Raw genomic sequence first — 24,219 nt, 5'->3', positions numbered from 1 at the left:
GCAGTCCCTACCTTCAACGTACTCGTAAGGTAGGGATCAGAGGGGGTTATTGAAACGAAGTGGAAATAACCAATCTATATTTATTTAGTTGAAACATCCTGTTCTTTGATATATTTTCTAAGTTTGTCAATTGGTGCGCCACCACTTGAGGCTACATAATACGAGCTAGACCAGAACAAAGGTTTCCAGTAGAACTTTTCAATATGCTCCTTAAATTCTTTACGAATAATCCTACTACTAGCAGATTTTAGACTAGAAGTAAAATCAGAAATATTGTTATCTGGATGGTAATCTACCAACAAATGAACATGGTCTTGTTCGCCTGAGAATTCTACCAAAATGCAATTAGTTTTAATGCAAATATTTGCAAAAATTCCGTGCATCCTTTCAAGGATCGGTGCGGTAATTACATGCTTGCGATACTTGGTAATAAACATAAAGTGCAACTGAATAGAAAAAATAGCGTGTGAGCCTTTACGAGGAAGCATTTGACAGATAACCGCGTCTGATGTATTGTACTAATATACCAGATTTTTAGAGGTTCGCAAAAACGCACTGTGGCAACAAGACGATTGACTTTCCGGTTATACCCAAACGAGAAAACTGAATCAATTTTGCGGTATCACCGAAAGCTCCACAAGGACTTGTATAATGCCGCAGTCAATAACAGATTTACTCAATATCAAAAGTTCAACCACAAGGTTGATTATTTTGAGCAACAGAATTGTTTACCTGCGTTTAAAGAGGTTTGGATAGAATACAAGGAACTTCCTAGTCATGCTCTGCAAGCGACTCTAAAACGTGTTGACTTTGCTTTTGAGCGTTGGTTCAAGGGTTTAGGTAAACGCCCTAGATTCAAGTCAATCAGGCATTACTCAGGATGGACATATCCCGATTGTGCAGGTTTTAAGGTAGATTCAAATGGCGAAAAGCGAAAAGTCTGCCGGGGGGAGTATCCCCCCGGAGAACTTTTCAAGAACGGGTATCTCAATTTGTCTAAAATTGGGCGTATCCAGATGCGTGGACAGGCTAAGTATTGGGGCAAACCAACTACTTGTACCATTCTTTGTCGCAATGGTAAATGGTATGCCTCAATTACTGTCAACGTATTAGACCAAATTCTACAGCTAGAGATTTTACCTATCGGTGCTATCGGTATTGACTTAGGGTGTAATGCAGCATTATCAATTACTGATGGTGAGAATCATCTTATTATTGATCCTCCAAAGTTTTTCAGGAATGCAGAACATCTAATCAAGAAATCCTCTAAGGATAAAAGGCGCAAACGTGCGCCAAACAGAAGAAAAAAGATTTTAGCTTCTAGGCGGTTTAAAAAAGCCCAATCCCAGGTTAGCAAGCTGACTCGTAAAGTCGGTAATCAACGCCAGAATTGGGTACACCAAGTTGCAGCAGAGATAATCAGCAGTAATAGCCTCGTTGCAACTGAAAAGCTAGAAGTAAAAAACATGACCCGAAAAGCGAACAAAGGCAAGCGCAAAAAACAGAAGGCTGGATTAAATAAGTCTATTCTTGACGTGGGGTTTGGAATGTTACGCAGCACCATCAAATACAAAATAGAGCAAATTGGTGGTGTATTTATCGAAGTTCCAACGCCACAAGTAAAGCCTTCTCAAACCTGCCCTAAATGTGGACACCAGCACAAAAAGACACTCGACATTCGAGTGCATCAGTGTAGTTGTGGATATTCCCAGGATAGAGATATTGCTGCTGCCGAAGTTATGCTTTATTGGGCAAAAGGAAATCTACCGGGATTGGGAACCAGTCTCGTAGACGCTGATCTTACTAGCTCTACCTCACGCACCCCCTCTCCAGCAGGAAGTATGAGGCAACTAGGGGAAAAGAAGCGTCAGAAATCTCAAAGCAATTTCGCGCTTAACAGGCTAGAGGATGTAGAAACCTCTAGCTCAGGCGAAGCCACCTAGAGGTAGTTCATTTAGCAGTCAATTTCTTGCTTAGTACTGACTACCTGAACCTCTTGAATTCTCCTGTAGAAAGATGCCTAATGACACAAATTTTGCGAAGATCAAGCTGATGGCAGCTGTTATGGAGGTGGAGGAATGACAGATAGTAGTGTGAGAATCGTCTCCCTGATTCCCGGTGGAACAGAGATTTTAGCCGCACTGGGGTTAGTTGATAATATTGTGGGGCGATCGCATGAATGTGACTACCCCCCAGAAATCCAAAATCTTCCCATTTGTACCCAAGCACGCTTAAACAGCAATGCCTCTAGCAGCGAAATTCACAACCAGGTAAATGATCTATTGCAATCTGCTCTCAGTATTTATCAAATCAAAACAGATGTTTTAGAGCAATTGCAACCTACACACATAGTCACTCAAGATCAATGTGATGTCTGTGCTGTCAGTTTCCATGATGTTGAAAAGGCAGTCACTACACTTGTCCACAGTCAACCCCAAATTATTTCTTTACAACCCAATATTCTCAAAGATGTTTGGGCTGATATTGAGCGAGTAGGTAATGCCTTTAAGGTAGACTCGGTAAAGGTTATAGAAAACTTAGAAGCCCGCGTCAGAATTTGTCAGCAAAAAGTCCAAGGACTTTCTTTAAATGAACTACCCACTGTCGCCTGTATCGAGTGGACTGATCCTTTGATGGTAGCTGCAAATTGGATTCCCGAATTAGTCAACTTAGCAGGAGGCCAGTCCCTGTTTTGCGTCACAGGACAACCTTCTCCCATACTACCGTGGGAAACACTGTTAGCAAGCAATCCAGATGCGATTGTTTTTATGCCTTGCGGTTTTGATTTAAATCGCACTCGTCAAGAAGCCCAGTTGTTAATTCAGCATTCAGAGTGGGAAAAACTACACGCTGCTAAATCTGGTAGGGTTTATATTACGGATGGCAATGCCTACTTTAACCGTCCAGGGCCACGATTAGTAGATTCGTTGGAAATTTTGGCAGAAATTTTGCATCCAGAAATTTTTGAATATGGTTACAAAGGCACTGGTTGGGAAGATGTGTAATGAGTGCTGAGTCAAGAGTCAATAGTCAATAGTCAAGAGTCAATAGTCAATATTTATTCCCCTTGTGCCCCGGTTGCTGAGCGAAGTCGAAGCACTGCCCTTTTGCCTGCTAAGTTCTACTTTTATTGAGCCATTCAATCAGCGGTCTTAAAGTTCCTGGCAATGCTACCTCACTGAGCGTTACTGTATGTTGCGTACCGCTGTCTTCCACTGTAACTTTATATTGAAAGCGATCGCTCTGGGGGTTAAAGGAGGTAATTTGTTCAGGTAACTCAAATAAATCAGCAGCTTCTACTAGTCGGAGTAGTTCTTGGGCTTCGTTTGGCGGGAGAGTGGCTGTATCAAAGGTTTTTTTCTTGCTAATCCCAGCGAAGCCGCCCGTGCGTTCAAACGAGATCCGCATTTTTTTGCTCTCCGTTGTGCTTTTTATGGGGAGAATATAAAGACTGGGAGATGAAAACTTTCCTCTCCCAGTTTAACAACAACAAACAATACATTTATCAGTGGTGAGTACAGACGCGATTATACTCTTACCCTACAGGACTCCTACCCGTTTCCAAGCATTTTGCACAGCTTTCTGCTCATTACAGCCATTTCCGTAGAGTTCTCCAGCAACTTTGATAGTTATGTTGGCAGCTTTTTTGAAATCTGTTTTGGCACGCAGGCGATCGCGTAAACTTACATACCATATTTTGCCAGCTTTTTCCCAAGCATAGCCACCAATTTCGACCGCTGCTAAATAAAAAGCATAGTTGGGAATACCTGAATTTATATGTACCCCAGCGTTATCTTCCTCACCAGTGTATTTGTCTTTGATATGGGCGGGTTGGGGGTCTTTACCCAGCACAGCGTCATCATACGCAGTTCCTGGTGCTTTCATTGACCGGATGCCAGTACCTTGGACAGTTGGCATCAAAAGATTTTCTCCGATGAGCCAGTCTGCATCTTGTACTGTGTGATTTTTTGCCTTCTGCTTTACCAGGGAACCAAAGACATCAGAAAACGATTCATTCAGTGCCCCCGGTTCGCCATAATACTGTAGACCTGCTTCATACTGAGTCACACCATGAGCTAACTCATGCCCAATCACATCAATGCATTTAGTGAAGCGTTGGAACAGTTCTTGGTCTCCATCACCATAAACCATCTGGTCGCCATTCCAAAAGGCATTGTCATAATTGACACCATAATGCACACTAGAATCTAAACGCAGACCCTTATCATCAATAGAATTACGCTCAAATAACTCATAAAACATGTCATAAGTAGCACCAGCAGCGTCGTAAGCTTCATTCACCGCTTCATCAGTGCTAGGAGGATCTCCCTCACCACGTACTAAAATACCAGGCAGTTCCTCACTATTTTTAGCATCGTAGATGGTACGGCGTTTTTCACCGGGAGAGGGCGCAAACGAGATATTACCTACAATGTTTCGTCGTCCGCGAACTTGTGCCGACACATTTAATGTTTGAAAAGCCCAACTACGCTGCTGGGTAGTGCCATTCACAGCGACATTCTCCAGCATGTGCGGCGGGATAATACAACAGATCGGGCATCTAGAGTAGAGTGGATGCTCACAGTTAAACTTATCTGATTTCTTTTTGTTTCGAGCCATCCAAGATATTCTCCTTTTGAAGCTAAGTGATAAAAAGTAACTTCAACAATATTATTGAAAAAAGTAGAAAAATACCTACAAAACAATACTTTTCGGTTAGGAGGAAAGGTTAAAGGGAATGGACAATTTAAAATACGGATATCTAAAGTGTCACAACCAGCCACCAAATACAGCCAAACCGTAATATTTCCAAGGTACTGCTATTGTCTTAAACCCAGCTTTGGTCAACATTTGCAAATGAGCATCCAATGTAGCTAGCTGATCTTGACTCGAATAACCTTGTGTAGTACTGATACTACGTTTGGCGTTAATTTCTGCTAAATTAGTCCCTTGTTGCTCTACCCAATCCTCTCGCGCTGCTTTGTAAATTTCTATTAACAGAGGTGATTCTGGCAATATCGGATCTGCATTCCAAAAACAACCACCTTGAATGAGGCTGGTAGCAATTCGTTGAAATAACTTTAACTTCATCTCGTCTTGGAGATGGTGAATTGCTAAGGATGATACACAAGCATCAAATTTGCTACCAATCTGCAATCCTTCTGGATTGTTTGCCCATTCGCCAAAGTCTGCTTGGATTCCAGTCCACTGTTTTTGATATCCAGCCGCTGTGATTTTGTTTTGAGCAAATTCCAGCATTCGGGGTGAATAATCTAAAGCAATTATTTGAGCATCTGGCCAACGGTTGAGGATCTTCAGACTGAGTTCGCCTGTACCGCAGCCTAATTCTAAAATGCGACTATTTGTGATATGTAGACACCGCGTAATTACCTCCAACATCTCGTCGTATCGGGGTAAGATTTGGCGAATGCCAGCATCAAAATCAGCGGTTTTGGCGAATACTTCACCGGGAAATGGCTGTTGCATAAGAATTTACAGCGTTAGACACATCATCAATCTTAATAATTTTTCATTAACGATGTACGCATTTACTCGAATCTGAGTATACATGTTATGAATCGTATTGTTTTAATGTTATGATTCGTATTGTTGTTCTAATTTATTGACCAGTACATAATTTGCTGGCTCAAGCTGAAATAGCCTTATTTTGGAACAATAAAGTCAATAAGACCGTTTTTTAAATACTTTTTCCATGCAATCTCTCCTGAAAGTGGAGTTGTACCAAGTTTTGCCATTAGCAACTCTGAATAGATCTAAATTCTGAGTTTTCATAAGTTAATGATGTTAGTATTTTTAATACTGAGCAGTAACTTGACTGAAAAGACTGAAATTATACGGTTATTCGGAGTCAAACAGACTGTAGCAAGTTTAGCGATATAAGGTTCGAGACTAATGCTAAAAAACAGCGATCTGAAGGTGAATCAGGGCTGTAATCTTAAATGGAAGCCTGGTGTATATCAACAATCTGAACAGTTTTTTATGATACAAATTTTGCCGAGTCGAACAGTGGCAAGGCCATTGTAGATGAAATAGTGAAATTAATCTGAATTCCGGGTTAATTTCTGAAAGTCAATAATCCTGGAAAGGTGCAAGTATCCATAGCAAGATGTTGCCAGTAGGATTAGTTGACTAGATTGTAAGGCGATCGCAGATGAGTGGTTAGCAGAAAAAATTTACCTAAAGCAAGTAGTGTGTAGTAACATTACCTGTCAGTAATATGAGTGAGCTTTTTTAGTTAAAGCTCATATTAGGATGCCTTTGAATCTAGAGCAATAAAAAGCATTGTTCGTTATTGGGCTGCGTTGTGGTAAATCTGAAATATTGTCTTGGATTCTCACAAATTTTTCATTTGTATTAAGGTCAACAGCAATGAATAATGTTCAAGCGTCATTTGAAGCAACGGAATCTTCATTTCACGTCGAAGGTTACGAAAAAATCGAGTTTAGCCTTGTTTATGTGAACGGTGCATTTGATATCGATAACCGAGAAATCGCCGACAGCTACGAGAAATTTGGACGCTGTTTAACTGTGATTGATGCCAACGTAAATAGACTATATGGAACACAGATAAAGTCATATTTTAAGCACTATGGCATTGATCTGACTGTATTGCCCATCACCATTACTGAGCCAGCTAAAACCCTTGCAACCTTTGAAAAAATTGTTGATGCTTTTTCGGACTTTGGCTTAATTCGTAAGGAACCAGTTTTAGTTGTGGGTGGTGGTTTAATCACTGATGTAGCTGGGTTTGCTTGCGCCGCTTACCGTCGCAAGAGCAACTACATTCGCGTTCCGACTACACTGATTGGTTTGATTGATGCAGGTGTGGCGATTAAGGTAGCAGTTAATCATCGGAAGTTAAAAAATCGCTTGGGAGCGTATCATGCTCCTTTGAAAGTTATCCTCGATTTCTCCTTCTTGAAAACCTTACCAACGGCTCAAGTTCGCAATGGGATGGCGGAGTTAGTCAAGATTGCTGTGGTTGCTAATTCGGAAGTCTTTGAATTGCTGTATGAATATGGTGAAGATCTGTTGCAAACACACTTTGGACACGTAAATAGCACCAACCAACTCAAAGCGATCGCCCACAGAGTCAACTACGAAGCAATTAAGACTATGCTGGAGTTAGAGACTCCTAACTTGCATGAATTAGACCTTGATCGCGTCATTGCCTACGGTCACACTTGGAGTCCTACCTTAGAATTAGCTCCGATGGTGCCCCTGTATCATGGTCATGCCGTTAATATAGACATGGCTTTCTCTGCAACCATTGCTGCTAAACGTGGTTATATCACAACTGGAGAACGCGATCGTATTCTGGGTTTGATGAGTCGTATAGGTTTATCAATCGATCATCCTCTACTAGATAGCGATTTATTATGGTATGCCACCCAGTCTATAAGCTTGACACGAGATGGCAAACAACGCGCAGCCATGCCGCGACCTATTGGTGAGTGCTCCTTTGTCAACGATCTCACCCGCGAGGAACTGGATGCAGCCTTAGCTGAACACAAACGTCTGTGTGCTACATACCCGCGTGGTGGTGACGGAATTGATGCTTACATCGAAACCCAAGAAGAATCAAAACTCTTGGGAGTCTGAAGACATGACTAGCATTTTCAAACAAGATACCGCAAGACCCATAACTCCACATAGCATCCTCGTAGCGCAGCTACAAAATACCCTCCGAATGGCAGAGAAAAGCAATATTCCTCTAGACATATTGACTTCTCTACGGGAGAGTTTACAATTAGCAGCAGGTTTAGATCCATATCTAGATGATTGCACCACCCCCGAATCGAGCGCATTGACAGCACTAGCGCAGAAAACCAGTAAAGAAGACTGGAGCAAACGCTTTAGCGATGGTGAAACAATGCGTCAACTAGAGCAAGAAATGCTCTCAGGACATCTTGAGGGACAGACATTAAAAATGTTTGTGCATATAACCAAGGCCAAGCGCATCCTAGAAGTGGGCATGTTCACCGGATATTCAGCCTTGGCCATGGCGGAGGCGTTACCAAGCGATGGACAACTCATTGCTTGCGAAGTAGACTCTTATGTTGCCGAATTTGCTCAAGCTTGCTTTCATGAGTCTCCTCACGGAAATAAAATTGTTGTAGAGGTAGCACCCGCCCTACAGACACTCCATAAGCTGGCGGCCCAAAAAGAATCATTTGATCTGATCTTCATTGATGCCGATAAAAAGGAGTATGTAGAGTACTTCCAGATAATTTTGGATACTCAGTTACTAGCTCCAGATGGGTTAATCTGCGTAGATAATACTTTGTTGCAAGGAGAAGTTTACCTACCGCCTGAACAACGTACTGCCAACGGCGAGGCGATCGCTCAATTTAACCGCGTTGTCGCCACAGATACCCGTGTAGAGCAAGTTTTGTTACCAATACGAGATGGTGTAACCCTGATTAGACGCGTGGCGTAATCGGGACTGGGAACTAGTAACACATGATAAGGGCACAACATGTTGTGCCCTTACGAAAGACTCGTATTTTGCTTGAAGGAAAAACTGATGACACAATCAATTCCCTTATCTTTTTCTCAACCCACGACCCCATTAACGGTTGTGAAAACAAAGATAGTGGCTCTATTCAAGACTCTCGGTACTTTAGCACTATTGCTGATCGCTTTGCCACTCAATGCTTTTGTAGTGTTGATATCCTTGCTGTGGGTAATTGTGCGTAACCCGTTCACGAAACCAACTGCCATTGCTGCACATCCTCAGAATATCTTGGTCAGTGGCGGCAAGATGACCAAAGCATTACAACTTGCTCGCTCCTTCCACGCAGCAGGTAACAGAGTTATTCTGATTGAAGGTAATAAATACTGGTTATCTGGGCATAGATTCTCAAATGCTGTGAGTCGTTTTTATACAGTGCCAGCACCACAGGACGACCCACAAGGCTACACCCAGGCTTTATTGGAAATCGTCAAAAAGGAGAAAATAGATGTTTACGTACCCGTATGCAGCCCTGTAGCTAGCTACTACGACTCGTTAGCCAAGCCTGTACTATCAGAATACTGTGAGGTTTTCCACTTCGATGCAGATATAACTGCAATGTTGGATGACAAATTTGCCTTTACCGATCAGGCGCGATCGCTCGGTTTATCTGTCCCCAAATCTTTTAAAATTACAGATCCAGAACAAATTATTAACTTCGATTTTAGTCAAGAAACCCGCAAATATATTATTAAAAGTATTTCCTACGACTCCGTTCGCCGCTTGAACTTAACCAAACTTCCCTGTGACACCCCAGAAGAAACAGCAGCGTTTGTGAGGAGTTTACCCATCAGCCCAGAAAAACCTTGGATTATGCAAGAGTTTATTCCTGGTAAAGAATTATGCACTCATAGTACGGTGCGGGATGGAGAGTTAAGATTGCATTGCTGCTCAAACTCTTCTGCATTTCAAATCAACTATGAAAATGTGGAAAATCCCCAAATCCGCGAATGGGTGCAACACTTCGTTAAGAGCCTGAGACTAACTGGACAAGTATCTTTTGACTTTATCCAAGCTGAAGACGGTACAGTCTACGCCATTGAATGTAATCCCCGCACCCATTCTGCAATCACAATGTTCTACAATCACCCTGGTGTTGCACAAGCCTATCTTGGTAAAACTCCCCAAGCTGCACCTCTAGAACCCTTGGCTGATAGCAAGCCTACTTACTGGCTATATCACGAAATCTGGCGACTGACTGGTATTCGTTCTTGGAAACATTTGCAAACTTGGTTTAAGAACTTGGTGCGAGGCACAGATGCAATCTATAGCATGGATGATCCTATACCATTTTTAACTTTGCACCATTGGCAGATTACTTTACTTTTGCTGCAAAATCTGCAACAACTTAAAGGCTGGGTGAAAATAGACTTCAATATCGGCAAACTGGTTGAATTAGGCGGTGACTAGTTGAAGGGACTCTTTACTGGGAAAACTTGGAAGGTGATTCAGACTCCAACCAAGTTTTGTTCGCCTTTATTTTTTACCAAATTCACTATGAATTTTGCAACGCCTTTTTATTGCTACCCAACGTTTCATTAATAGCGGTTATTAATAAATCATTTAGAGGGATTCCCGCTGCTTTCGCCATAGAGGAAATCACACTTTTGGTGGAAAAAGAACAATACAATCCGGCTTCTAAAAACCAAGGTTGTCCCTTTGGATCTATGCGGAAGTCAAATAAACTGTAGTGGCGACAACCTAAAGCCTGATGACACTTTTTAGCTACTTGCTGAACCTTTTGGGTGATTGGGTCATTAGGGTCTACAATCCAAGACTTAATATTATCTTTAGCGGCATAATCCAAGTTGCCATCGTCCGTTTGTTTGAGTTTATCAGCATAGTTGCGGATGGGTTTCTCGTGGGGATCTACCAGGTACTCTTCCAGGGGTAAACCAATTAGCTCCCCGTCTTTGACAATGATACCGCATCTGACTTCTCGACCGAGTTCGATGAATTCTTCTACGATGACTTCATCTGCATATTCAAATGCTTTCTTCAAAGCAGCGTCATAGTCAGTAGCCTCTTTGACTAAGGTAACACCTAAAGAGTTATCCGAATTTACGGGTTTGATGACTGCTGGAGGTGTAATTGTCGGAACGTCTCCTTGGCGGAGCAGTTCCCCACGAGGTACTTTCACCCCTGCTGCTTCGACAATTGCTTTGGTTCTGGCTTTGTGGGCCGTTATTGCCATGATATCCGGAGTATTGCCGATGTAAGGGATCTTGAGTAGATCGAATAGAGCGCGGTACTGAGTCATTCCAGGAATACAAAACATTTGCGGTAACATAATGTCAATGTTTTGCACTGTTAGAAACTGTATGGCATCAAATAGAGGAATCGGTTTGGTCATAGCAATATCTTCAGGGCTGAGGGAGTGAGGAAATCGCCAGTTGCGATCGGGTGTGATGTATGCAATCTGAAAGTCATAACGCGATCGATCTGCTGTTGCTGCTAGACAGTCTTGGGCGTAAAGGCGTGATAAATCACAGTAAAAATCATTGTGTGCAGACCCAACTAAATGAAGGATATTAAGTACTGGCATGATTTATCTTCCTAGCTGTTGTTATAACTGGAGTCTAGCGGTTCTATGAATTTAATCAGCAAAAATTTCAGTCCACTTAAGTGAACTTTCGCTATTAGCGTTGAAATTCATTCCAAAGCGGGATAGCAAGACCTAAGATCAGATCAGCGCCGATTCTCTAGGGCTGAAACAAGTTCAAACTCGAAAGAACCTACTAAACGGTCATCAATATAGACCTCTATCTTATATTTACCAAGCGGATCACCTGGTGCGATCGTCCAAAAATTTTCAATCACACCATCTGTAGCTGGTTGTATGCGCTTCGTGACTGCGGTAGTCCCGTCTTTTGATATTGAGAAATTTTCACCATCAGCTGTACCCCATGTCTCTGGGGGTTTTGGTAAACGTATAACTTCACGCCATTTCACTTCACTCTGGTAATCTTTAAGTTCAATTCGCCACCCATAGGCGTTTCCCTCCTGAAGTGGCACTCTATTTGTAGGAACAAAGTTAGCTTTCCCTCTGAAATCTACTCTTTTAAGCCCGAACTCGGCTTTATTAACAGTAATCTGCTTCCCATTCGTTAACTGAGAATATACTGTGGTTTTTTCTACCAAAACAGAAGTAGCATTAATCGGCTCAGAGGCTTGGACTTCAGATATTAACCAAGAAGAAGTCAGCACAAACATCACAGCCCAAATTTTCATTAGTATCATTTTCCTATCAAACATTTGGTACTTATTCAAATAATTTGACATGTTTTCCGGCTCAAGATCAGTTATGCTTGGAAACAGACGAAATTGTTCATACTCAAAGATTCAGAAAATCCCAAGTCAGCAGTTAGATTTTTAACACAAGATAAACAAGGTAAAAATAAGTTTCTCGTATTAGAAACTCCATCTGACTAGGAAAACTGCGATAGCGGGTGGTAGGTGTGGGAGATGGATGTGCATCCATTCCTAAGTCTCGCGCCATCAACATGGCTCGCTTTGTATGCAATGGGTCGCTAACAATGAGAAACTTGGTTAATTGGTTATGAGACGCCACTTGTATAGCGTTTTTCAAGTTCTGTGAAGTTGTTCGAGATTGAGTTTCGATCAGAATATCAGCTGCTTTAACCCGTTGTGCGATCGCATAGTTTTTACCAACTATTGCTTCAGCTGGTTCATTGCGATCGCCAACTCCGCCTGTAAAAATTATGGTACTAACATTCCCGTTTTTATACAGATTAATGGCGTGGTTAATTCGTTCTCTAAAAACAGGAGATGGTTCTTTTCCCCAGGCTGCTGCTCCTAAAACAATTGCCGCTTCTGCCTTGATATTACTACTATTGCTGCTGTACAAATAAATACTCAATGCTGTAGATAAAAACGCCAGCATTAGAGTAGATATTAAAGTCAACGAAACCAGAACTAGCCATCGTTTTGGAATTTTGTAATTGGGCATTGCTGAATAAGGGTCTGCCAAATAATCAAATATTGTAGAGACGTTGCAATGCAACGTCTCTACAATGGATTGGTGCATTGCAACATCTTTACAATGGATTGGTTGCAATTATTAATTAAATTAGCATGAAGATTTGATGAATTTTTTATAAAAATCATACAACTATGTCTTGATTATTTATAGCGTTTATGTCAACTTATCAAAGTCATGAAAATATTATGCACGGAATATAAATAGTAACAAATTTGACCTGCGGACAAAAACGCACTCAATCTTGTAACGTTTTTATAGGAGCCTGAAAAATTGGTGAAAAAAGCAATTAAATTAGGCTTTGCCATTACAGTTTCTGTAATTACCTGGGTTGGCGTAGCAGTCAGGGTTGAGGCTGCTAAAGTAAATCTGGAGGGTAATAATGCTAAGAGTATCGAGGATTTGCAGATTGGGAACAAACAATATAATGTGAATTTTATTAACGATTCAGCGGTAAATTTGTTTGACCCAGCGAAACCCACTAGTACACCGTTGTTGGATGATACTAATGCCTTAGCAGCGACGAATGCAATCACTAATTTATTGAATAGCCAAACCCCTGTACCTCTGATTGCTGGGGGAAAAACCTCCTTTTTTGTGCCCATCGGCCCGTATGATTCCGGGGCGATCGCAGAGTTTGGCTCATTTTATAATCCAAATAGGTGGGATTTAGATGAGCGATCGCAAGCAGGTTTTCCACAGCCAATTATGTCTGAAATTAGTTTAAATTACGCCACTTTTACGAAAGTCGCTGCTGTCAAAGTTCCAGAACCATCTGAGATTCTGGGTAGTCTAACAGCGCTTGGACTGATGATTGCGATGAAAAGAAAGTCCAAGAAAATAGAAGGGCGCAACGGATGCAATACTTGTCGGTAAAGAGAAATAAAAAACCTTTTCCCCAAACCAAATTCTTAGTTGAAAATTAATTATTCCCTTCTAGCAAAGTCCAGAAGTAGCCATCCGGTGCAATGAAGGAGAAACTCATCTCACCAAACTCATTGCTAACAATAGGCGTAAGCTTTTGGATGGAACTTGCTTTGATGCGATCGCAATATTCCTGTATTCCCCGTACACGGTAAGTATACAGGCACATCCCCAAGCTACCTGGTTGAGTTGCCTCAAAACGCGATTCTAAATTGACATAATCTGGAAAGCGAATCACGTAAAGTCTGCCACTGCGTGCAGCCATTAGGTCGGACTTGGAAGAACGTGGATCATCAAAGGTAGTAACAGTAAACTTTTCACCAGGCTTGAGATCAAAAATATCTCGACCTGCTGCTGAAGATTCATAGCTAGTTTCGACATTATCACGTACACGCAGCAAACCCAAAACTTCTTCGTAAAACTTCAGAGTTTTTTTGCTGTCATCTTGAGTGATTATTCCTATATGGGTAAACTGACTAGCCTTCAGTGCAGCGTTGTGGTTGATTTGTCCGTAGTGCGGTAGTGTATAGCCAAACCTTTGAAATAAAACCTGTCGAGCTAAGGGTTGCAGTAGTAGCATTTCTCGCACCCCAACCGCCTGCTCAACAAAAGGGCGGCTTTTCCTTTCTTTGTTGTAGATGACTTCCCAGTAAGGATTGGTGTATCTGATAGGCCAACCTGCTGCTTTTGCATCTTCTGCATGATTTAAGATACTTAGCACATCCGCAGTTAAAGTAGTTCCCCAGCGATTTCCTTTAACTTTCATTGACTCTGTTCCCAACCCTTGATTTGTAGGTTTTTGCCAAACCATCAGCCGAATCAAACCATGATCTGCATTTTGGTGATAGAGACGAATTGAGCGTAAAGACGAATTCACCCCATATAATTGATTGGCTACATCTGCGGTTAATTCACCCACTTGACCAATACGATAGCCAAATTGCTCCCAATACTGAATGGCAGAAATTGGCTCTGGGATGCCAATACACACTTCATAAATACCTTCAATAGCAGTTGGTTGCTCTTGAGCCATATTAATTTTAGATTGTTGACCAAAATAATGGGATACAAGCCCCGTCCTTCTAGGACGGCTTTTGCTGCTACAATAGAAACAAGTCGCCATAGGGCATTGGGAGACTATAAACGGACATGGAGGGACGATAAGACCACTTAGTGGCGCATCCCAGTGAAGTGTCAAGGAATCCTCGCTCCTTCAGGACGAGGAGGTATGTCAAATCCTCCCACCGCTAAGTCGGAGTACCGACTATAGCGGGGGATTCCAAAGATTGCTCTTTGGGATTAAAAAAACTATTCCCAACCAAAGGCTAGGAACAAGATAAAGTGAATATTTTAGGTTAGTTCATGCCTAAACTGTTATTGTTATTTGAGTCTTTTTTATCCTTTTTTTTCTGGGAATCTTTTTTTGGTTTTTTAACTTCTTTATTGCCTTTTTTTTCTTTCGACATTATTACTCTCCAATGTAGTGATAAGTAAAATAGCTACAACGCCAGGAAGAGAGATTCAAGAAATAAGTTATCCAATTCCTGTAGTCCAGAAAGATCATTGCTCTACTGAATACCAGCAATTAGGTAATCAAAGTAAGCGCCAACTTCGTTAGCGTCTTCTTCAGAAATCATCGAGGTGGCGCTACTTTTCATCGCACGGATACTTTCGACAACCGCCTCAATCGGAGTCCCAAGAGACTTGTACATTTCGCGAGCACCACTTACTCCAATTTCTTGAAGCGGTGTCGATTCCCCAGCCACAACACTGTAGGTGATCAAACGCAGATAGTAATCCATGTCCCGTAAGCAAGTTGCACTCATTTCCTGACCAAAGGCATTACCACCAGGGGAGATAATATCTGGGCGCTTTTGAAATAGCTCATTTCCAGCTTGCTTAATAATAGACTCCCGATTCTCCGTTAAAACCTGAACTAGACGCAGACGGCGCTCACCACTCTTAACAAAGTTTTTAATCGGCTCTAGCTCCCCAGGGCTGAGATAACGAGCACCGGCGTCAGCGTTGACAATCGACTTTAAGATAAGGCTCATTAATAGACTCCTTTAAAAAAATGGAATTAAGTTTGCTCTATCAGGGTTCCAAGGTTCTGTTTAACTAGTAAGTTGTTCTAAATCTAGTAGTTAAAGGTTTTAGTTATTTTTAAGCACGACTTGGAAGTTTAGGCTATGTACCATCAGAATTAGGCAAGTTTGAATCCTTCTGCGATCGCTAAAAGTATATCTTGCTAATTAATTTTCCAAATCGTACTTAATCTCTCTGAATCCCTGTAACCCAGATTGAGTCTTTATAATCACTATGCCCAGCTTTTAGTTAATAACTAATCTTCTTTGCCTGCATATCGGCTTCAAACTTCATTGGCATCCATCTTGGTTGCCTCGCAACGTGTAGCGTTGTCGCTATTTTTATATTTTTATTATAGCAGCTATTTTTTAATAAAAAGCTATTAGAATAAAGTGATTTATTTTGATATAATCAGGTAGATGTAATTTATTTATTACTATCAAGTATTGTTAGATAAAATCTATTTTGTAACATTTTGAATATTTTTCGTACAGATCGAACAACTTATACACTATTCCAATGCTTGCTCAAACATGATTTTTAAGTGCGATCGCAACTCAATACCTTCATATCAGCATCTTCTGGATGGAAATACCCCTCATACCATCTAACTGTTATCTTTTACGGGAAAAACTATAAAAACTACTCCAATTAGCATAAGAGATAAAAATGGAATCCGAAATTCAAAACCAAGAACAGCTAGATTACAAAGCCTTGTTAACCAATGCAAAGCTAGCCTTAAAAATTGAATACCAGAAGTCATCTGCTTTAGCGTCACAATTGCAAGCCGTAAAAACTCAGCTAGAGGAAGTTCAGGCTGAAAACAAAACTCTAAAGGAGAGTGGCTATGAAGATGTAGTTAAGCACTTTGAGGCCCGCACCCAAGCAGCGGAAGCGTTAGCACTAAAAACAGAAGTCCGCCAAAAGTTTCTTGAAGCCAATGGTTGCAAGGATGACGAGAGCTTTGACACTCTATGGGACAGCATTAAAAGTCAGATTCAAATCAAAGATGATGAGGTGAGAATTGTTGCTCAAAATGGCACTCCTAAGTTCACCTTAAAAGGTAGCATGATGACTTTAAGAGATTTTATTCAATCTCTTAAAGAAAACCCAATCTCTAGAAAATTCTTCTTGAATTAGTACGTCACAGCGGAATATTAAACGTCCAGTGCTTGAAGTTGTTCGTTTGCTACACAAACATCAGGTAATACAGGGATTTTTAATGGATCGTAGCCTAACTGTTGAGTAATCCTTTCCCTGGCTAAAGCGCGGTACTCCCAAAAATGTTCTCCAGCAGCGCATAGACCTAAATACATGTTCAGAACTTGAGGCTTTTGACGCAGAATTGTCCATAGTTGTCGCCAAAATTGTCCCCGAATTTCTGGTCTTCGCAAGCCTTGATGCCAGATTAACTGAGCAACGAGCCGCAAACCCTTACCTGGAGAAAATTGCATGGTTTGCTTACGCTCACAGACAGATTTAATAGTGAGGCATTGCTGAAAACAGCGTCTAAGATAGTTCCTGGGTTCATATAACGTCCAGAAGCCTTCTACATACTCTCTAGCGATTTCATCAATGGAACGGGTGGGGATGAAATTCATCAAAGTATTCTGATCTCCCACCTCAGTACCACCGATGCCCTCTACTAAATGTAAACGCTGCTCTTGTTGAAGACGGTTCCATAAAGCAGTATTGGGCAAAGCTTGGAGGATACCCAGCATAGGCTGAGGAATACTCGTTTGTTCTACAAAAGCTTGAATCCGTTCTCCTGCACCTGGGCGTTCTCCATCAAAACCAAGGATAAACCCTGCATAGATGAGCATACCCGCCTCATTGATCTTGCGACAGGCTTCCACTAGGGAATTGCGAGTATTTTGTAATTTTTGTGTTACTTTTAGGCTGTCTTGGTCAGGAGTTTCAATACCAAGAAAGACTGCATAAAAGCCGGCTTCATTCATTAGATACAGCATTTCATCGTCTTCTGCCAAATTCACAGAAGCTTCAGTGATGAAGGTAAACGGGTAGTCGTGCTGCTTCATCCAAGGGATTAATTCTTTGAGAAAGCGTTTGACGTTGCGCTGATTTCCAATAAAGTTGTCGTCAACAATAAAGAGTGACCCCCGCCAGCCTAAATCATAAAGAGCTTGTAACTCAGCGATGATTTGGTGAGGTTCTTTAGTGCGTGGTTTACGGCCGTAGAGAACAATGATGTCACAGAATTCGCAGTTGAAAGGGCAACCACGAGAAAACTGGACAGCCATCATCAAGTAGGCATCCCGTTTCAGTAGGTCAAAACGCGGCATTGGGCTTTGGGTGACATCAGGTTTTTCAGCGGAGCGAAAGATCCCTTGCGTTTTGCCTTGGTTTAACGCTTCCATAAACAATGGAACCGTCAATTCCCCCTCATCCAAAACTAGATAATGCGCTCCAGAGTCAAGGGCATCTTGGGGGATAGAGGTAGGGTAAGGGCCCCCGACGGCCACTTTTTTACCTAACCGCACCGCTTTTTGAATTAGGGCGTGAAAGTCTGGCTTCTGCACTAGCATTGCAGAAAGGATTACCAAGTCACACCATTCCCAATCAGCTTCTGTTTCAACCTTGACATTGCGATCGCAAAATCTAATTTCCCAATCTTTAGGCAAAAGAGCTGCAACTGTAATAATCCCCAGTGGAGGCAAGACGGCTTTCAGTCCAGCGATTTCCATAAAGCGATCGTAAGACCAAAAAGACTGGGGAAACTGAGGGTAGAGCAATAGTGCTTTCATGAAATCCTTTGTGCAATTTTGGTTTATTTTGTAGTACTTACGTATTGCACATAAGTACTATGTTTAATTTCGATATTTCTGCCATGTCTAGCACTCAATACTGCAAGTATCCGAGCAAATCAGGGTTGTGCAAAGTGCCTGAATTGATTAAATTTCATTATTTGCATCATAGTTGATTTATACAGTCCGTAAATCCTACTTTGGTATGAGCAAATATATACATTTCTGCTGTTTCTTCTTCAGAAAACTCGTCAATATATTTACGTAATAAGCTATAGTAATCCGATTTGATTCGTGAACTGACTTGTAGAGACAGGGAATGGGAAATGGAAAAAAAGGGAGTTAGAGGTGTACGCAGTTCTTTCAAAAATCAAATAGGAATCCTATAGTGTGCGTCCAAGTTGCACATTCACTGGCTAAGAGCGATATTTTAGCAAGAGTTCTAATATCTTGAGCAAGAGCCTTCGTTAAAAGAAATTAGCCATCCAAGGGGAGACACCTGCAAATATTTGCGTAGCTGCCAAGAGTGCTGTTTCTGTAGCATGGAGTTTTCCCGCTAACTGCAAATGGTAGGGAGTAAATAAACTAGTGTACAGGGGTGCTAATCCTCTAATATCTAATTGCAACTCACCTTTTCCACCTCTTGTAACTTCACCACGTCCATTTGCGACAAAGAGGATGAATTTACCATTATTGTCAATTAATAAGTCATCTTTAACTTCCAAGTGCAGTTCAGCTTGGATGCCCGGTGGATAACCCCGCATCTCCAACGCCTTCACTAAATCTATTACCCGCAGCATCCAGCGCTCGTGATGCGATATCTTGGCAGTTTGCTCTGGTAGTTGCAATGTCAGGGAATCAATCACAGAACTCTTCCATCGTACCTGTTTAATTTGGGAGCGATGATTGGCTACAAAAGACCAGAAAGTCTGTACCGCAGCATCTGTGAGAACTACCCAATCTCTCACCCGCAGAAATACGCCATCCTCTGCTGAATGTTGGCTGAAGATGATGTAACCTTGGGGCTGGTCTTTGTCACCAATAAAATAGCTATAAATAATTTCCTGATTATCTGGTTGGATTAATCCCTGCCAAATTACTGGATTCCGGTCTAAATAACCATGAATGAGTCTCGCCTGTTGCTGATACAGGTCATGAAAGACTTCATGATTAATCGGAATTATCGGTTGTAAAGGTAGCGGTTGCTCTCGCACCTGGATACTCTGAGTCGAAATTTCCCAACTGCAAAAGCTACCCCCCTGCTCATATCCTGCTTTGCGGTACAAGCGTTGAGTAGCCGGATATAAAACAGAGATGGGAACTTCTTGAGTGTGGAGTTCTTTGAGGGTGTGCTCCATGAGTGCGATCGCTGCTCCGGATCCGCGATACTCTGGAGCAATACCCACTGCGGCAATTCCTGTCATCGGTACACGCTGACCACCCCACCACTGACCCATCGCCAAAGTTGCTAGTCCACCAATAACTTGCTCACATCCACGGATAAAGCGGAAGTTTTCTGTGCCAATGCGGTTAATGTAGATTTCGCTGTCACCGGAGGGCATGACATAACACTGTTCAAGGATAGTTGCAAGCTGCTGAATATCCTGGGGATGGGCGAGAGTGCTGTATTCAAATTGATGTGTCATCGCTTCTACGATTTAGTAGCAAGAAAACAAAATCATACTACAAAAAGCGTTTTTTGTGTTCAAATATACTATTACGTATCTTTGATTCTTTTTTAACGTTATTACCTCCATAAAAATATCAGGTTGTTAATCATTCAACAATTCCAAAAGCTGAACTTCATTTAGCTGGGTGATTTCTAACTTCTGTGCTTTTTCTAACTTAGAGCCGGCATCTTCTCCTACCACCAAATAATCTGTTTTTCTACTTACTGAATCAGTTACTTTGCCACCAGCTTTTTGAATCAACGCCTTTGCCTCATCTCGCTTTAAGGTTGGCAATGTACCCGTAACCACAAAAATTTTACCCGCTAACTTTTGATTACCATCACTAACAGCTTTTGTTTCCTCTGTTGTAGCTAATTGCAAACCAGCGTCTTTGAGACGAGAAATTAAAGTTTGATTTGCACTAATTTGAAACCATTGATATACAGACTGGGCAATTTCAGCACCAATTCCATAAATGCCTTCAATATCTGACTGTTTGGCTGTTGCTAACTGTTCGACTGTGAAATACTTCTCGGTCAATAATTGGGCATTGACACTGCCAACATGACGGATGCCTAAACCATATAATACCCTTGACCAAGGTTGATTTTTTGATTGAGCGATCGCATCTACCAATTTCTCTGCTGACTTTTTCCCCATCCTTTCTAATGCAGATAATTGTTCTGCTGTCAAATCGGATAAATCGGCAACGGAATGCACCAAACCTTTATCAACGAGCTGATGCACCAACCTCTCGCCTATACCTTTAATATCCAAAGCATCACGACTCACCCAATGCTCAATTGAGCCTTTGAGAATCGCTGCACAGGAAGCATTGACGCACCTAGTTACGGCTTCGCCCGCTTCTCGCACCACTAGTTGAGCGCAAACTGGACAATGGGTAGGCATAATAAAGGGTTGGGCGTCAGCGGGACGGAGTTCCTTTAGTACCCTAACAACTTCGGGGATAATTTCTCCAGCTTTGCGGACAATGACAGTATCGCCGATGCGGAGATCTAATTGGGTTATGCGATCGCTATTATGTAAAGTAGCACGAGAAACTGTCGTCCCTGCTAGTTGGACTGGGCGCATCTCTGCTAACGGTGTTAACGCTCCCGTTCTACCGACATTCACAGCAATATTTTCGACGCGGGTGGGTGCTTCTTCTGCTGGGTACTTTAGCGCCACTGCCCATCGGGGGAATTTTTGCGTAAAACCTAGCTGTTCTTGAAGCTTAAAAGAATTCAGCTTTACTACTACCCCATCAGTCATGTAAGCTAAATTCAACCGTTCCGTATCCCAGTATTTGTAATATTCTGCCACTTCTATTGCCGAGCCACACAACTTATGGTTAGGGTTAACCTTAAAACCCATCCTTTCTAATAATTTCAACGCTTCCCATTGAGTATTGGCAATACTGGCGTCATCTCTACCAGGAATGTGCAGCGTGTAAGCAAAGAAATCTAACCGCCGCTTAGCTACAATGCGGGAATCTAATTGCCTCAGTGTACCAGCAGCAGCGTTCCGGGGATTGGCAAATAATTGCTCACCTGCTTTTTGCCTTTCCTCGTTGATTTGTTTAAACACTTCCAACGGCAAAAACGCCTCGCCCCGCACTTCCACCCTTTCCAAAATTTCTAAGCCTTCAAAATTCAGGCGCAAGGGAATTGAGCGAATTGTCCGCACATTTTGAGTGATATCTTCACCCGTTACCCCATCACCCCTAGTTGCACCCCTAACTAGAATGCCATTGTGGTAAGTAAGAGCCAAGGCAGAACCATCTATTTTGAGTTCAGAGACATATTCCACCGAGTCAATTTTCGCTAATTGTCGCCGCCAACGCTGATCCCAGGTTTGTAATTCATCAATATTAAATGCATTTTCCAGACTGTACAAGGGAATATTATGCCGCACCGAGGTAAATTGTGTTGCCGGCCTTTCACCCACGCGCTGAGTGGGACTATCGGCTGTCATCAATTCTGGATACTGAATTTCTAGTTGTTGCAATTCTCGATACAGTTGGTCATAGACTGCATCCTCCATAATTGGTGCATCTAGAACGTAATATGCATAGCTAGCTTGTTGCAATAACTGGCGCAGTTCTTCTGTGCGCTTTACTTCCGGCTTAATCTGTATCATTAGACTTATTACAAAATACCTAGCAAATAGAATTCAAAGATGATGAAGCCTGCAAAAGCAGGCTTTGATGAGGGCATTGAAAGATTTTAGTAAGAGGTTGATTAGCAATCCCAGTCTTCGACTTCATATAAAAATTTAGTTTTGCCAATCAGTTTGCGATTAGCAGAGGTACTTTGGACAAATACAACGTACTTTTCTAGGTTACTAGGTTTGATGCGGATTGTTGCATCCATCGGCAGACCTAACATTTCTCGTGCTGCACCTCCTTGAAATAAATCACCAGTTCCTCTATCCATCAAGACAATTTCTTTTTGAGCTTGGATAGTTTCCGTTTTTGTAAACTCATAGAAACCTCGCCCAACTTTGAAACTTAAACCATTTTCTAAAACAAAAGCTTTAATGGAAATATCTTGTTCAACTTCTAAAATCTGGAAACGTCCGGGAGTAACGGCCCGTAAATCAGCAGATTGATAATATAATGTTTCCTCTCGCTTCATCATGGTGTTAAACATTTTATTTAACCCCCGATTCATGCGGCCTTGGTCAATTACTTCTTGTTCATAAGCTTGTAGTTGTTCATTTGATGATTGCTGATAACATACCGCTAGAAACAAATCAGTGATATATGCAAACTGATCTAGGTTGATATGGAATCCACCGGATTTTTCTGCAAGCTCTTGATAAAAAGGATTGGCATGTGGGCGATTGAGCGCTTGAATGCCGTAAACTGTAATTTCTGCATCAGCTAATTTATCTAATTCTTTGCGCCAATTCAACTTTTTGGGATTGTGTGCTGGAGCGTGAGGAATATCATCACCAATCAGAACTAGTGATTTGGATGCTGACTTTGACCAAGACAGAGATTGAGCTTCATGCAATACCAATTCATAGCATTCTGGTGCATCTCCGCCACCAGTAGGTTCTACATTTTGGACAAAATCACAAATAGCATCAACATCGCCGGAGAGATTAAAATTTTTAGTGACATAAGTTGAGCCTTCATCACAGTAGTCACCATGAGCAATAATTCCAATGCGAATCAGGGGAATTTCGTCTATTAGTCTGGTAACGGTATTTTTGATTTTACGCCGTACTTGAGTTAGGCAAGGATACATACTTCCAGTAGTATCAAAGCTGAAAACAATCTCTATATTATTGTTGGACATATACTGACCTAAATTTGACACATTTATTTTATACTTATATTTTAACTTCTGGTGGGTTGATGTAAAAAACCTACTTTAAAGATTTGATTAATCTTCTCATCTCACTTTTCTGTAATCAAGGAAAAGAGTGATATAAATTTAATTTTTATTAGAGACATAAAAAGTAATTATGTCATTTTTAAACATTCATAAATGAAGTGTCAATACCTAGTAATTAACCTGACCATCTTTGGGTCTAATGACAGTACAGTAATGATGGCAACATCCAGGGTTTATTGTGCGGGGACGATTTTATCCAAATCGACTTCTATTGCGATCGCTAAACTGTTGGAGGCGATCGCACACATGCTCAATGAAGGAACGCATATTCTATTCTGGACTGCTACCCACATATATTGCACAAAGTCAATAGGGCATATCTTAGCGGAAGTGTCGCATCCCAAGTGTGTAAAAGTGTTGCGAACTTACAGATTTATACTTATGCAAAACTGCACTCAATTCTTGTGCGATCGCACTAAACATCGTGATTTCGATCAATTTTTACTTGGGGGTAACTGTTCACACTTCCCCCATGTGAAAGGAAATAGTGTAGCGGAGATCTGTAAGTACCGTAAGTATGATAATGTAATAAAACCGTGGTTGGAGTTGCTACCAACATATCAGTTAATTTCAATCACAAACAAACAAACAAACAAACAAACAAACAAACAGTAGGTATAGCAGTTCTCGGTTGATTGAAGGTACAAAACCCCACCCCTAACCCCCTCCCCACAAGGAATGAGGGGAATATAGTGTACCTCATCTGATTAGGGAACGCTATATAAAAGATCATGCAATAACAGCTTAGAAATAGAACCAGCAGCCAAAGCTTCTTGCTCTATTTTGAGTGTTGTTGAAACTTGTCGTCTTAGAAAAGTTGACCCTTGGAATTATG

General features: G+C 41.5%; 21 protein-coding genes. 8 read left to right on the top strand and 13 right to left on the bottom strand.

Annotation, left to right across the window (positions count from 1 at the left end; all coding sequences use genetic code 11):
- Nucleotides 1-80 precede the first annotated feature (80 nt).
- Complete coding sequence (gene tnpA / locus IQ246_RS12320) at nt 81-488, bottom strand: IS200/IS605 family transposase (RefSeq protein ID WP_194003373.1); 408 nt, start codon at nt 486-488, stop codon at nt 81-83.
- A 69-nt stretch (nt 489-557) separates the two neighbouring features.
- Here tnpA and IQ246_RS12315 point away from each other — a divergent pair, with 69 nt between their 5' ends.
- Nucleotides 558-1,943 (top strand): RNA-guided endonuclease TnpB family protein, encoded by a 1,386-nt coding sequence (locus IQ246_RS12315; RefSeq protein WP_194003371.1) that lies wholly within the window; start codon nt 558-560, stop codon nt 1,941-1,943.
- A gap of 135 nt (nt 1,944-2,078) precedes the next feature.
- Nucleotides 2,079-3,005, top strand: a complete 927-nt coding sequence (locus IQ246_RS12310) for a cobalamin-binding protein (RefSeq protein ID WP_194003369.1) — start codon at nt 2,079-2,081, stop codon at nt 3,003-3,005.
- Nucleotides 3,006-3,114: 109 nt separating this feature from the next.
- On the opposite strand, the gene IQ246_RS12305 is transcribed toward IQ246_RS12310, so the two are convergent.
- The 3 genes from IQ246_RS12305 to IQ246_RS12295 all read right to left on the bottom strand — a co-directional run bounded on the left by IQ246_RS12305 (nt 3,115) and on the right by IQ246_RS12295 (nt 5,487).
- Complete coding sequence (locus IQ246_RS12305) at nt 3,115-3,408, bottom strand: protealysin inhibitor emfourin (RefSeq protein WP_194003367.1); 294 nt, start codon at nt 3,406-3,408, stop codon at nt 3,115-3,117.
- A 132-nt stretch (nt 3,409-3,540) separates the two neighbouring features.
- Nucleotides 3,541-4,620 (bottom strand): M4 family metallopeptidase, encoded by a 1,080-nt coding sequence (locus IQ246_RS12300; protein ID WP_194003365.1) that lies wholly within the window; start codon nt 4,618-4,620, stop codon nt 3,541-3,543.
- Between the two features lie 150 nt (nt 4,621-4,770).
- On the bottom strand, nt 4,771-5,487 hold the full coding sequence (locus IQ246_RS12295; protein WP_194003363.1) for a trans-aconitate 2-methyltransferase: 717 nt from the start codon (nt 5,485-5,487) through the stop codon (nt 4,771-4,773).
- Nucleotides 5,488-6,390: 903 nt separating this feature from the next.
- Between IQ246_RS12295 and IQ246_RS12290 the strand changes: the two genes are divergently transcribed.
- The 3 genes from IQ246_RS12290 to IQ246_RS12280 all read left to right on the top strand — a co-directional run bounded on the left by IQ246_RS12290 (nt 6,391) and on the right by IQ246_RS12280 (nt 9,946).
- A complete protein-coding gene (locus IQ246_RS12290; protein WP_194003362.1) occupies nt 6,391-7,623 on the top strand; it encodes a sedoheptulose 7-phosphate cyclase in 1,233 nt (410 codons plus the stop codon).
- A gap of 4 nt (nt 7,624-7,627) precedes the next feature.
- Nucleotides 7,628-8,461, top strand: a complete 834-nt coding sequence (locus tag IQ246_RS12285; RefSeq protein ID WP_194003360.1) for an O-methyltransferase — start codon at nt 7,628-7,630, stop codon at nt 8,459-8,461.
- Between the two features lie 87 nt (nt 8,462-8,548).
- Nucleotides 8,549-9,946: an ATP-grasp domain-containing protein gene (locus IQ246_RS12280; protein ID WP_194003358.1), complete on the top strand. Its 1,398-nt coding sequence runs from the start codon at nt 8,549-8,551 to the stop codon at nt 9,944-9,946.
- An 85-nt stretch (nt 9,947-10,031) separates the two neighbouring features.
- Here the strand turns inward: IQ246_RS12280 and IQ246_RS12275 are convergent, their stop codons facing one another.
- The 3 genes from IQ246_RS12275 to IQ246_RS12265 all read right to left on the bottom strand — a co-directional run bounded on the left by IQ246_RS12275 (nt 10,032) and on the right by IQ246_RS12265 (nt 12,506).
- Nucleotides 10,032-11,081: a D-alanine--D-alanine ligase gene (locus IQ246_RS12275; RefSeq protein ID WP_194003356.1), complete on the bottom strand. Its 1,050-nt coding sequence runs from the start codon at nt 11,079-11,081 to the stop codon at nt 10,032-10,034.
- A gap of 143 nt (nt 11,082-11,224) precedes the next feature.
- Complete coding sequence (locus tag IQ246_RS12270; RefSeq protein ID WP_194003354.1) at nt 11,225-11,767, bottom strand: hypothetical protein; 543 nt, start codon at nt 11,765-11,767, stop codon at nt 11,225-11,227.
- Nucleotides 11,768-11,900: 133 nt separating this feature from the next.
- Nucleotides 11,901-12,506 (bottom strand): YdcF family protein, encoded by a 606-nt coding sequence (locus IQ246_RS12265; protein WP_194003388.1) that lies wholly within the window; start codon nt 12,504-12,506, stop codon nt 11,901-11,903.
- A gap of 306 nt (nt 12,507-12,812) precedes the next feature.
- Here IQ246_RS12265 and IQ246_RS12260 point away from each other — a divergent pair, with 306 nt between their 5' ends.
- Nucleotides 12,813-13,412: a PEP-CTERM sorting domain-containing protein gene (locus IQ246_RS12260; protein WP_339379268.1), complete on the top strand. Its 600-nt coding sequence runs from the start codon at nt 12,813-12,815 to the stop codon at nt 13,410-13,412.
- 46 nt (nt 13,413-13,458) lie between these two features.
- Here the strand turns inward: IQ246_RS12260 and IQ246_RS12255 are convergent, their stop codons facing one another.
- Nucleotides 13,459-14,493, bottom strand: a complete 1,035-nt coding sequence (locus IQ246_RS12255; RefSeq protein WP_194003350.1) for a VOC family protein — start codon at nt 14,491-14,493, stop codon at nt 13,459-13,461.
- A gap of 535 nt (nt 14,494-15,028) precedes the next feature.
- A complete protein-coding gene (locus tag IQ246_RS12250) occupies nt 15,029-15,514 on the bottom strand; it encodes an allophycocyanin (RefSeq protein ID WP_194003348.1) in 486 nt (161 codons plus the stop codon).
- Between the two features lie 700 nt (nt 15,515-16,214).
- Here IQ246_RS12250 and IQ246_RS12245 point away from each other — a divergent pair.
- Nucleotides 16,215-16,685 (top strand): hypothetical protein, encoded by a 471-nt coding sequence (locus IQ246_RS12245; RefSeq protein WP_194003346.1) that lies wholly within the window; start codon nt 16,215-16,217, stop codon nt 16,683-16,685.
- Nucleotides 16,686-16,702: 17 nt separating this feature from the next.
- Here IQ246_RS12245 and IQ246_RS12240 read toward each other — a convergent pair whose 3' ends face one another.
- The 4 genes from IQ246_RS12240 to IQ246_RS12225 all read right to left on the bottom strand — a co-directional run bounded on the left by IQ246_RS12240 (nt 16,703) and on the right by IQ246_RS12225 (nt 23,285).
- On the bottom strand, nt 16,703-18,310 hold the full coding sequence (locus IQ246_RS12240) for a B12-binding domain-containing radical SAM protein (RefSeq protein WP_194003344.1): 1,608 nt from the start codon (nt 18,308-18,310) through the stop codon (nt 16,703-16,705).
- Nucleotides 18,311-18,777: 467 nt separating this feature from the next.
- Complete coding sequence (gene eis, locus IQ246_RS12235; protein WP_194003342.1) at nt 18,778-19,956, bottom strand: enhanced intracellular survival protein Eis; 1,179 nt, start codon at nt 19,954-19,956, stop codon at nt 18,778-18,780.
- Between the two features lie 126 nt (nt 19,957-20,082).
- Nucleotides 20,083-22,119 (bottom strand): NAD-dependent DNA ligase LigA, encoded by a 2,037-nt coding sequence (ligA, locus tag IQ246_RS12230; RefSeq protein WP_194003340.1) that lies wholly within the window; start codon nt 22,117-22,119, stop codon nt 20,083-20,085.
- A 101-nt stretch (nt 22,120-22,220) separates the two neighbouring features.
- A complete protein-coding gene (locus IQ246_RS12225; RefSeq protein WP_194003338.1) occupies nt 22,221-23,285 on the bottom strand; it encodes a vWA domain-containing protein in 1,065 nt (354 codons plus the stop codon).
- Nucleotides 23,286-23,477: 192 nt separating this feature from the next.
- Here IQ246_RS12225 and IQ246_RS12220 point away from each other — a divergent pair, with 192 nt between their 5' ends.
- On the top strand, nt 23,478-23,999 hold the full coding sequence (locus IQ246_RS12220; RefSeq protein ID WP_194003336.1) for a hypothetical protein: 522 nt from the start codon (nt 23,478-23,480) through the stop codon (nt 23,997-23,999).
- Nucleotides 24,000-24,219 lie beyond the last annotated feature (220 nt).

This window comes from aff. Roholtiella sp. LEGE 12411, assembly GCF_015206995.1.
Taxonomy (GTDB): domain Bacteria; phylum Cyanobacteriota; class Cyanobacteriia; order Cyanobacteriales; family Nostocaceae; genus Komarekiella.
The sequence above is the reverse complement of the archived record's forward strand: the minus strand, read 5'-3'. Positions and strand labels throughout refer to the sequence as shown.

Excerpts from the sequence above, each read along its gene's own strand:
- tnpA (WP_194003373.1), bottom strand. The coding sequence starts at position 488 with ATGCTTCCTCGTAAAGGCTCACACGCTATTTTTTCTATTCAGTTGCAC.
- IQ246_RS12310 (WP_194003369.1), top strand. The coding sequence starts at position 2,079 with ATGACAGATAGTAGTGTGAGAATCGTCTCCCTGATTCCCGGTGGAACA.
- IQ246_RS12305 (WP_194003367.1), bottom strand. The coding sequence starts at position 3,408 with ATGCGGATCTCGTTTGAACGCACGGGCGGCTTCGCTGGGATTAGCAAG.
- IQ246_RS12300 (WP_194003365.1), bottom strand. The coding sequence starts at position 4,620 with ATGGCTCGAAACAAAAAGAAATCAGATAAGTTTAACTGTGAGCATCCA.
- IQ246_RS12295 (WP_194003363.1), bottom strand. The coding sequence starts at position 5,487 with ATGCAACAGCCATTTCCCGGTGAAGTATTCGCCAAAACCGCTGATTTT.
- IQ246_RS12290 (WP_194003362.1), top strand. The coding sequence starts at position 6,391 with ATGAATAATGTTCAAGCGTCATTTGAAGCAACGGAATCTTCATTTCAC.
- IQ246_RS12285 (WP_194003360.1), top strand. The coding sequence starts at position 7,628 with ATGACTAGCATTTTCAAACAAGATACCGCAAGACCCATAACTCCACAT.
- IQ246_RS12280 (WP_194003358.1), top strand. The coding sequence starts at position 8,549 with ATGACACAATCAATTCCCTTATCTTTTTCTCAACCCACGACCCCATTA.
- IQ246_RS12275 (WP_194003356.1), bottom strand. The coding sequence starts at position 11,081 with ATGCCAGTACTTAATATCCTTCATTTAGTTGGGTCTGCACACAATGAT.
- IQ246_RS12270 (WP_194003354.1), bottom strand. The coding sequence starts at position 11,767 with ATGAAAATTTGGGCTGTGATGTTTGTGCTGACTTCTTCTTGGTTAATA.
- IQ246_RS12265 (WP_194003388.1), bottom strand. The coding sequence starts at position 12,506 with ATGCCCAATTACAAAATTCCAAAACGATGGCTAGTTCTGGTTTCGTTG.
- IQ246_RS12255 (WP_194003350.1), bottom strand. The coding sequence starts at position 14,493 with ATGGCTCAAGAGCAACCAACTGCTATTGAAGGTATTTATGAAGTGTGT.
- IQ246_RS12250 (WP_194003348.1), bottom strand. The coding sequence starts at position 15,514 with ATGAGCCTTATCTTAAAGTCGATTGTCAACGCTGACGCCGGTGCTCGT.
- IQ246_RS12245 (WP_194003346.1), top strand. The coding sequence starts at position 16,215 with ATGGAATCCGAAATTCAAAACCAAGAACAGCTAGATTACAAAGCCTTG.
- IQ246_RS12240 (WP_194003344.1), bottom strand. The coding sequence starts at position 18,310 with ATGAAAGCACTATTGCTCTACCCTCAGTTTCCCCAGTCTTTTTGGTCT.
- eis (WP_194003342.1), bottom strand. The coding sequence starts at position 19,956 with ATGACACATCAATTTGAATACAGCACTCTCGCCCATCCCCAGGATATT.
- ligA (WP_194003340.1), bottom strand. The coding sequence starts at position 22,119 with ATGATACAGATTAAGCCGGAAGTAAAGCGCACAGAAGAACTGCGCCAG.
- IQ246_RS12225 (WP_194003338.1), bottom strand. The coding sequence starts at position 23,285 with ATGTCCAACAATAATATAGAGATTGTTTTCAGCTTTGATACTACTGGA.
- IQ246_RS12220 (WP_194003336.1), top strand. The coding sequence starts at position 23,478 with ATGAAGTGTCAATACCTAGTAATTAACCTGACCATCTTTGGGTCTAAT.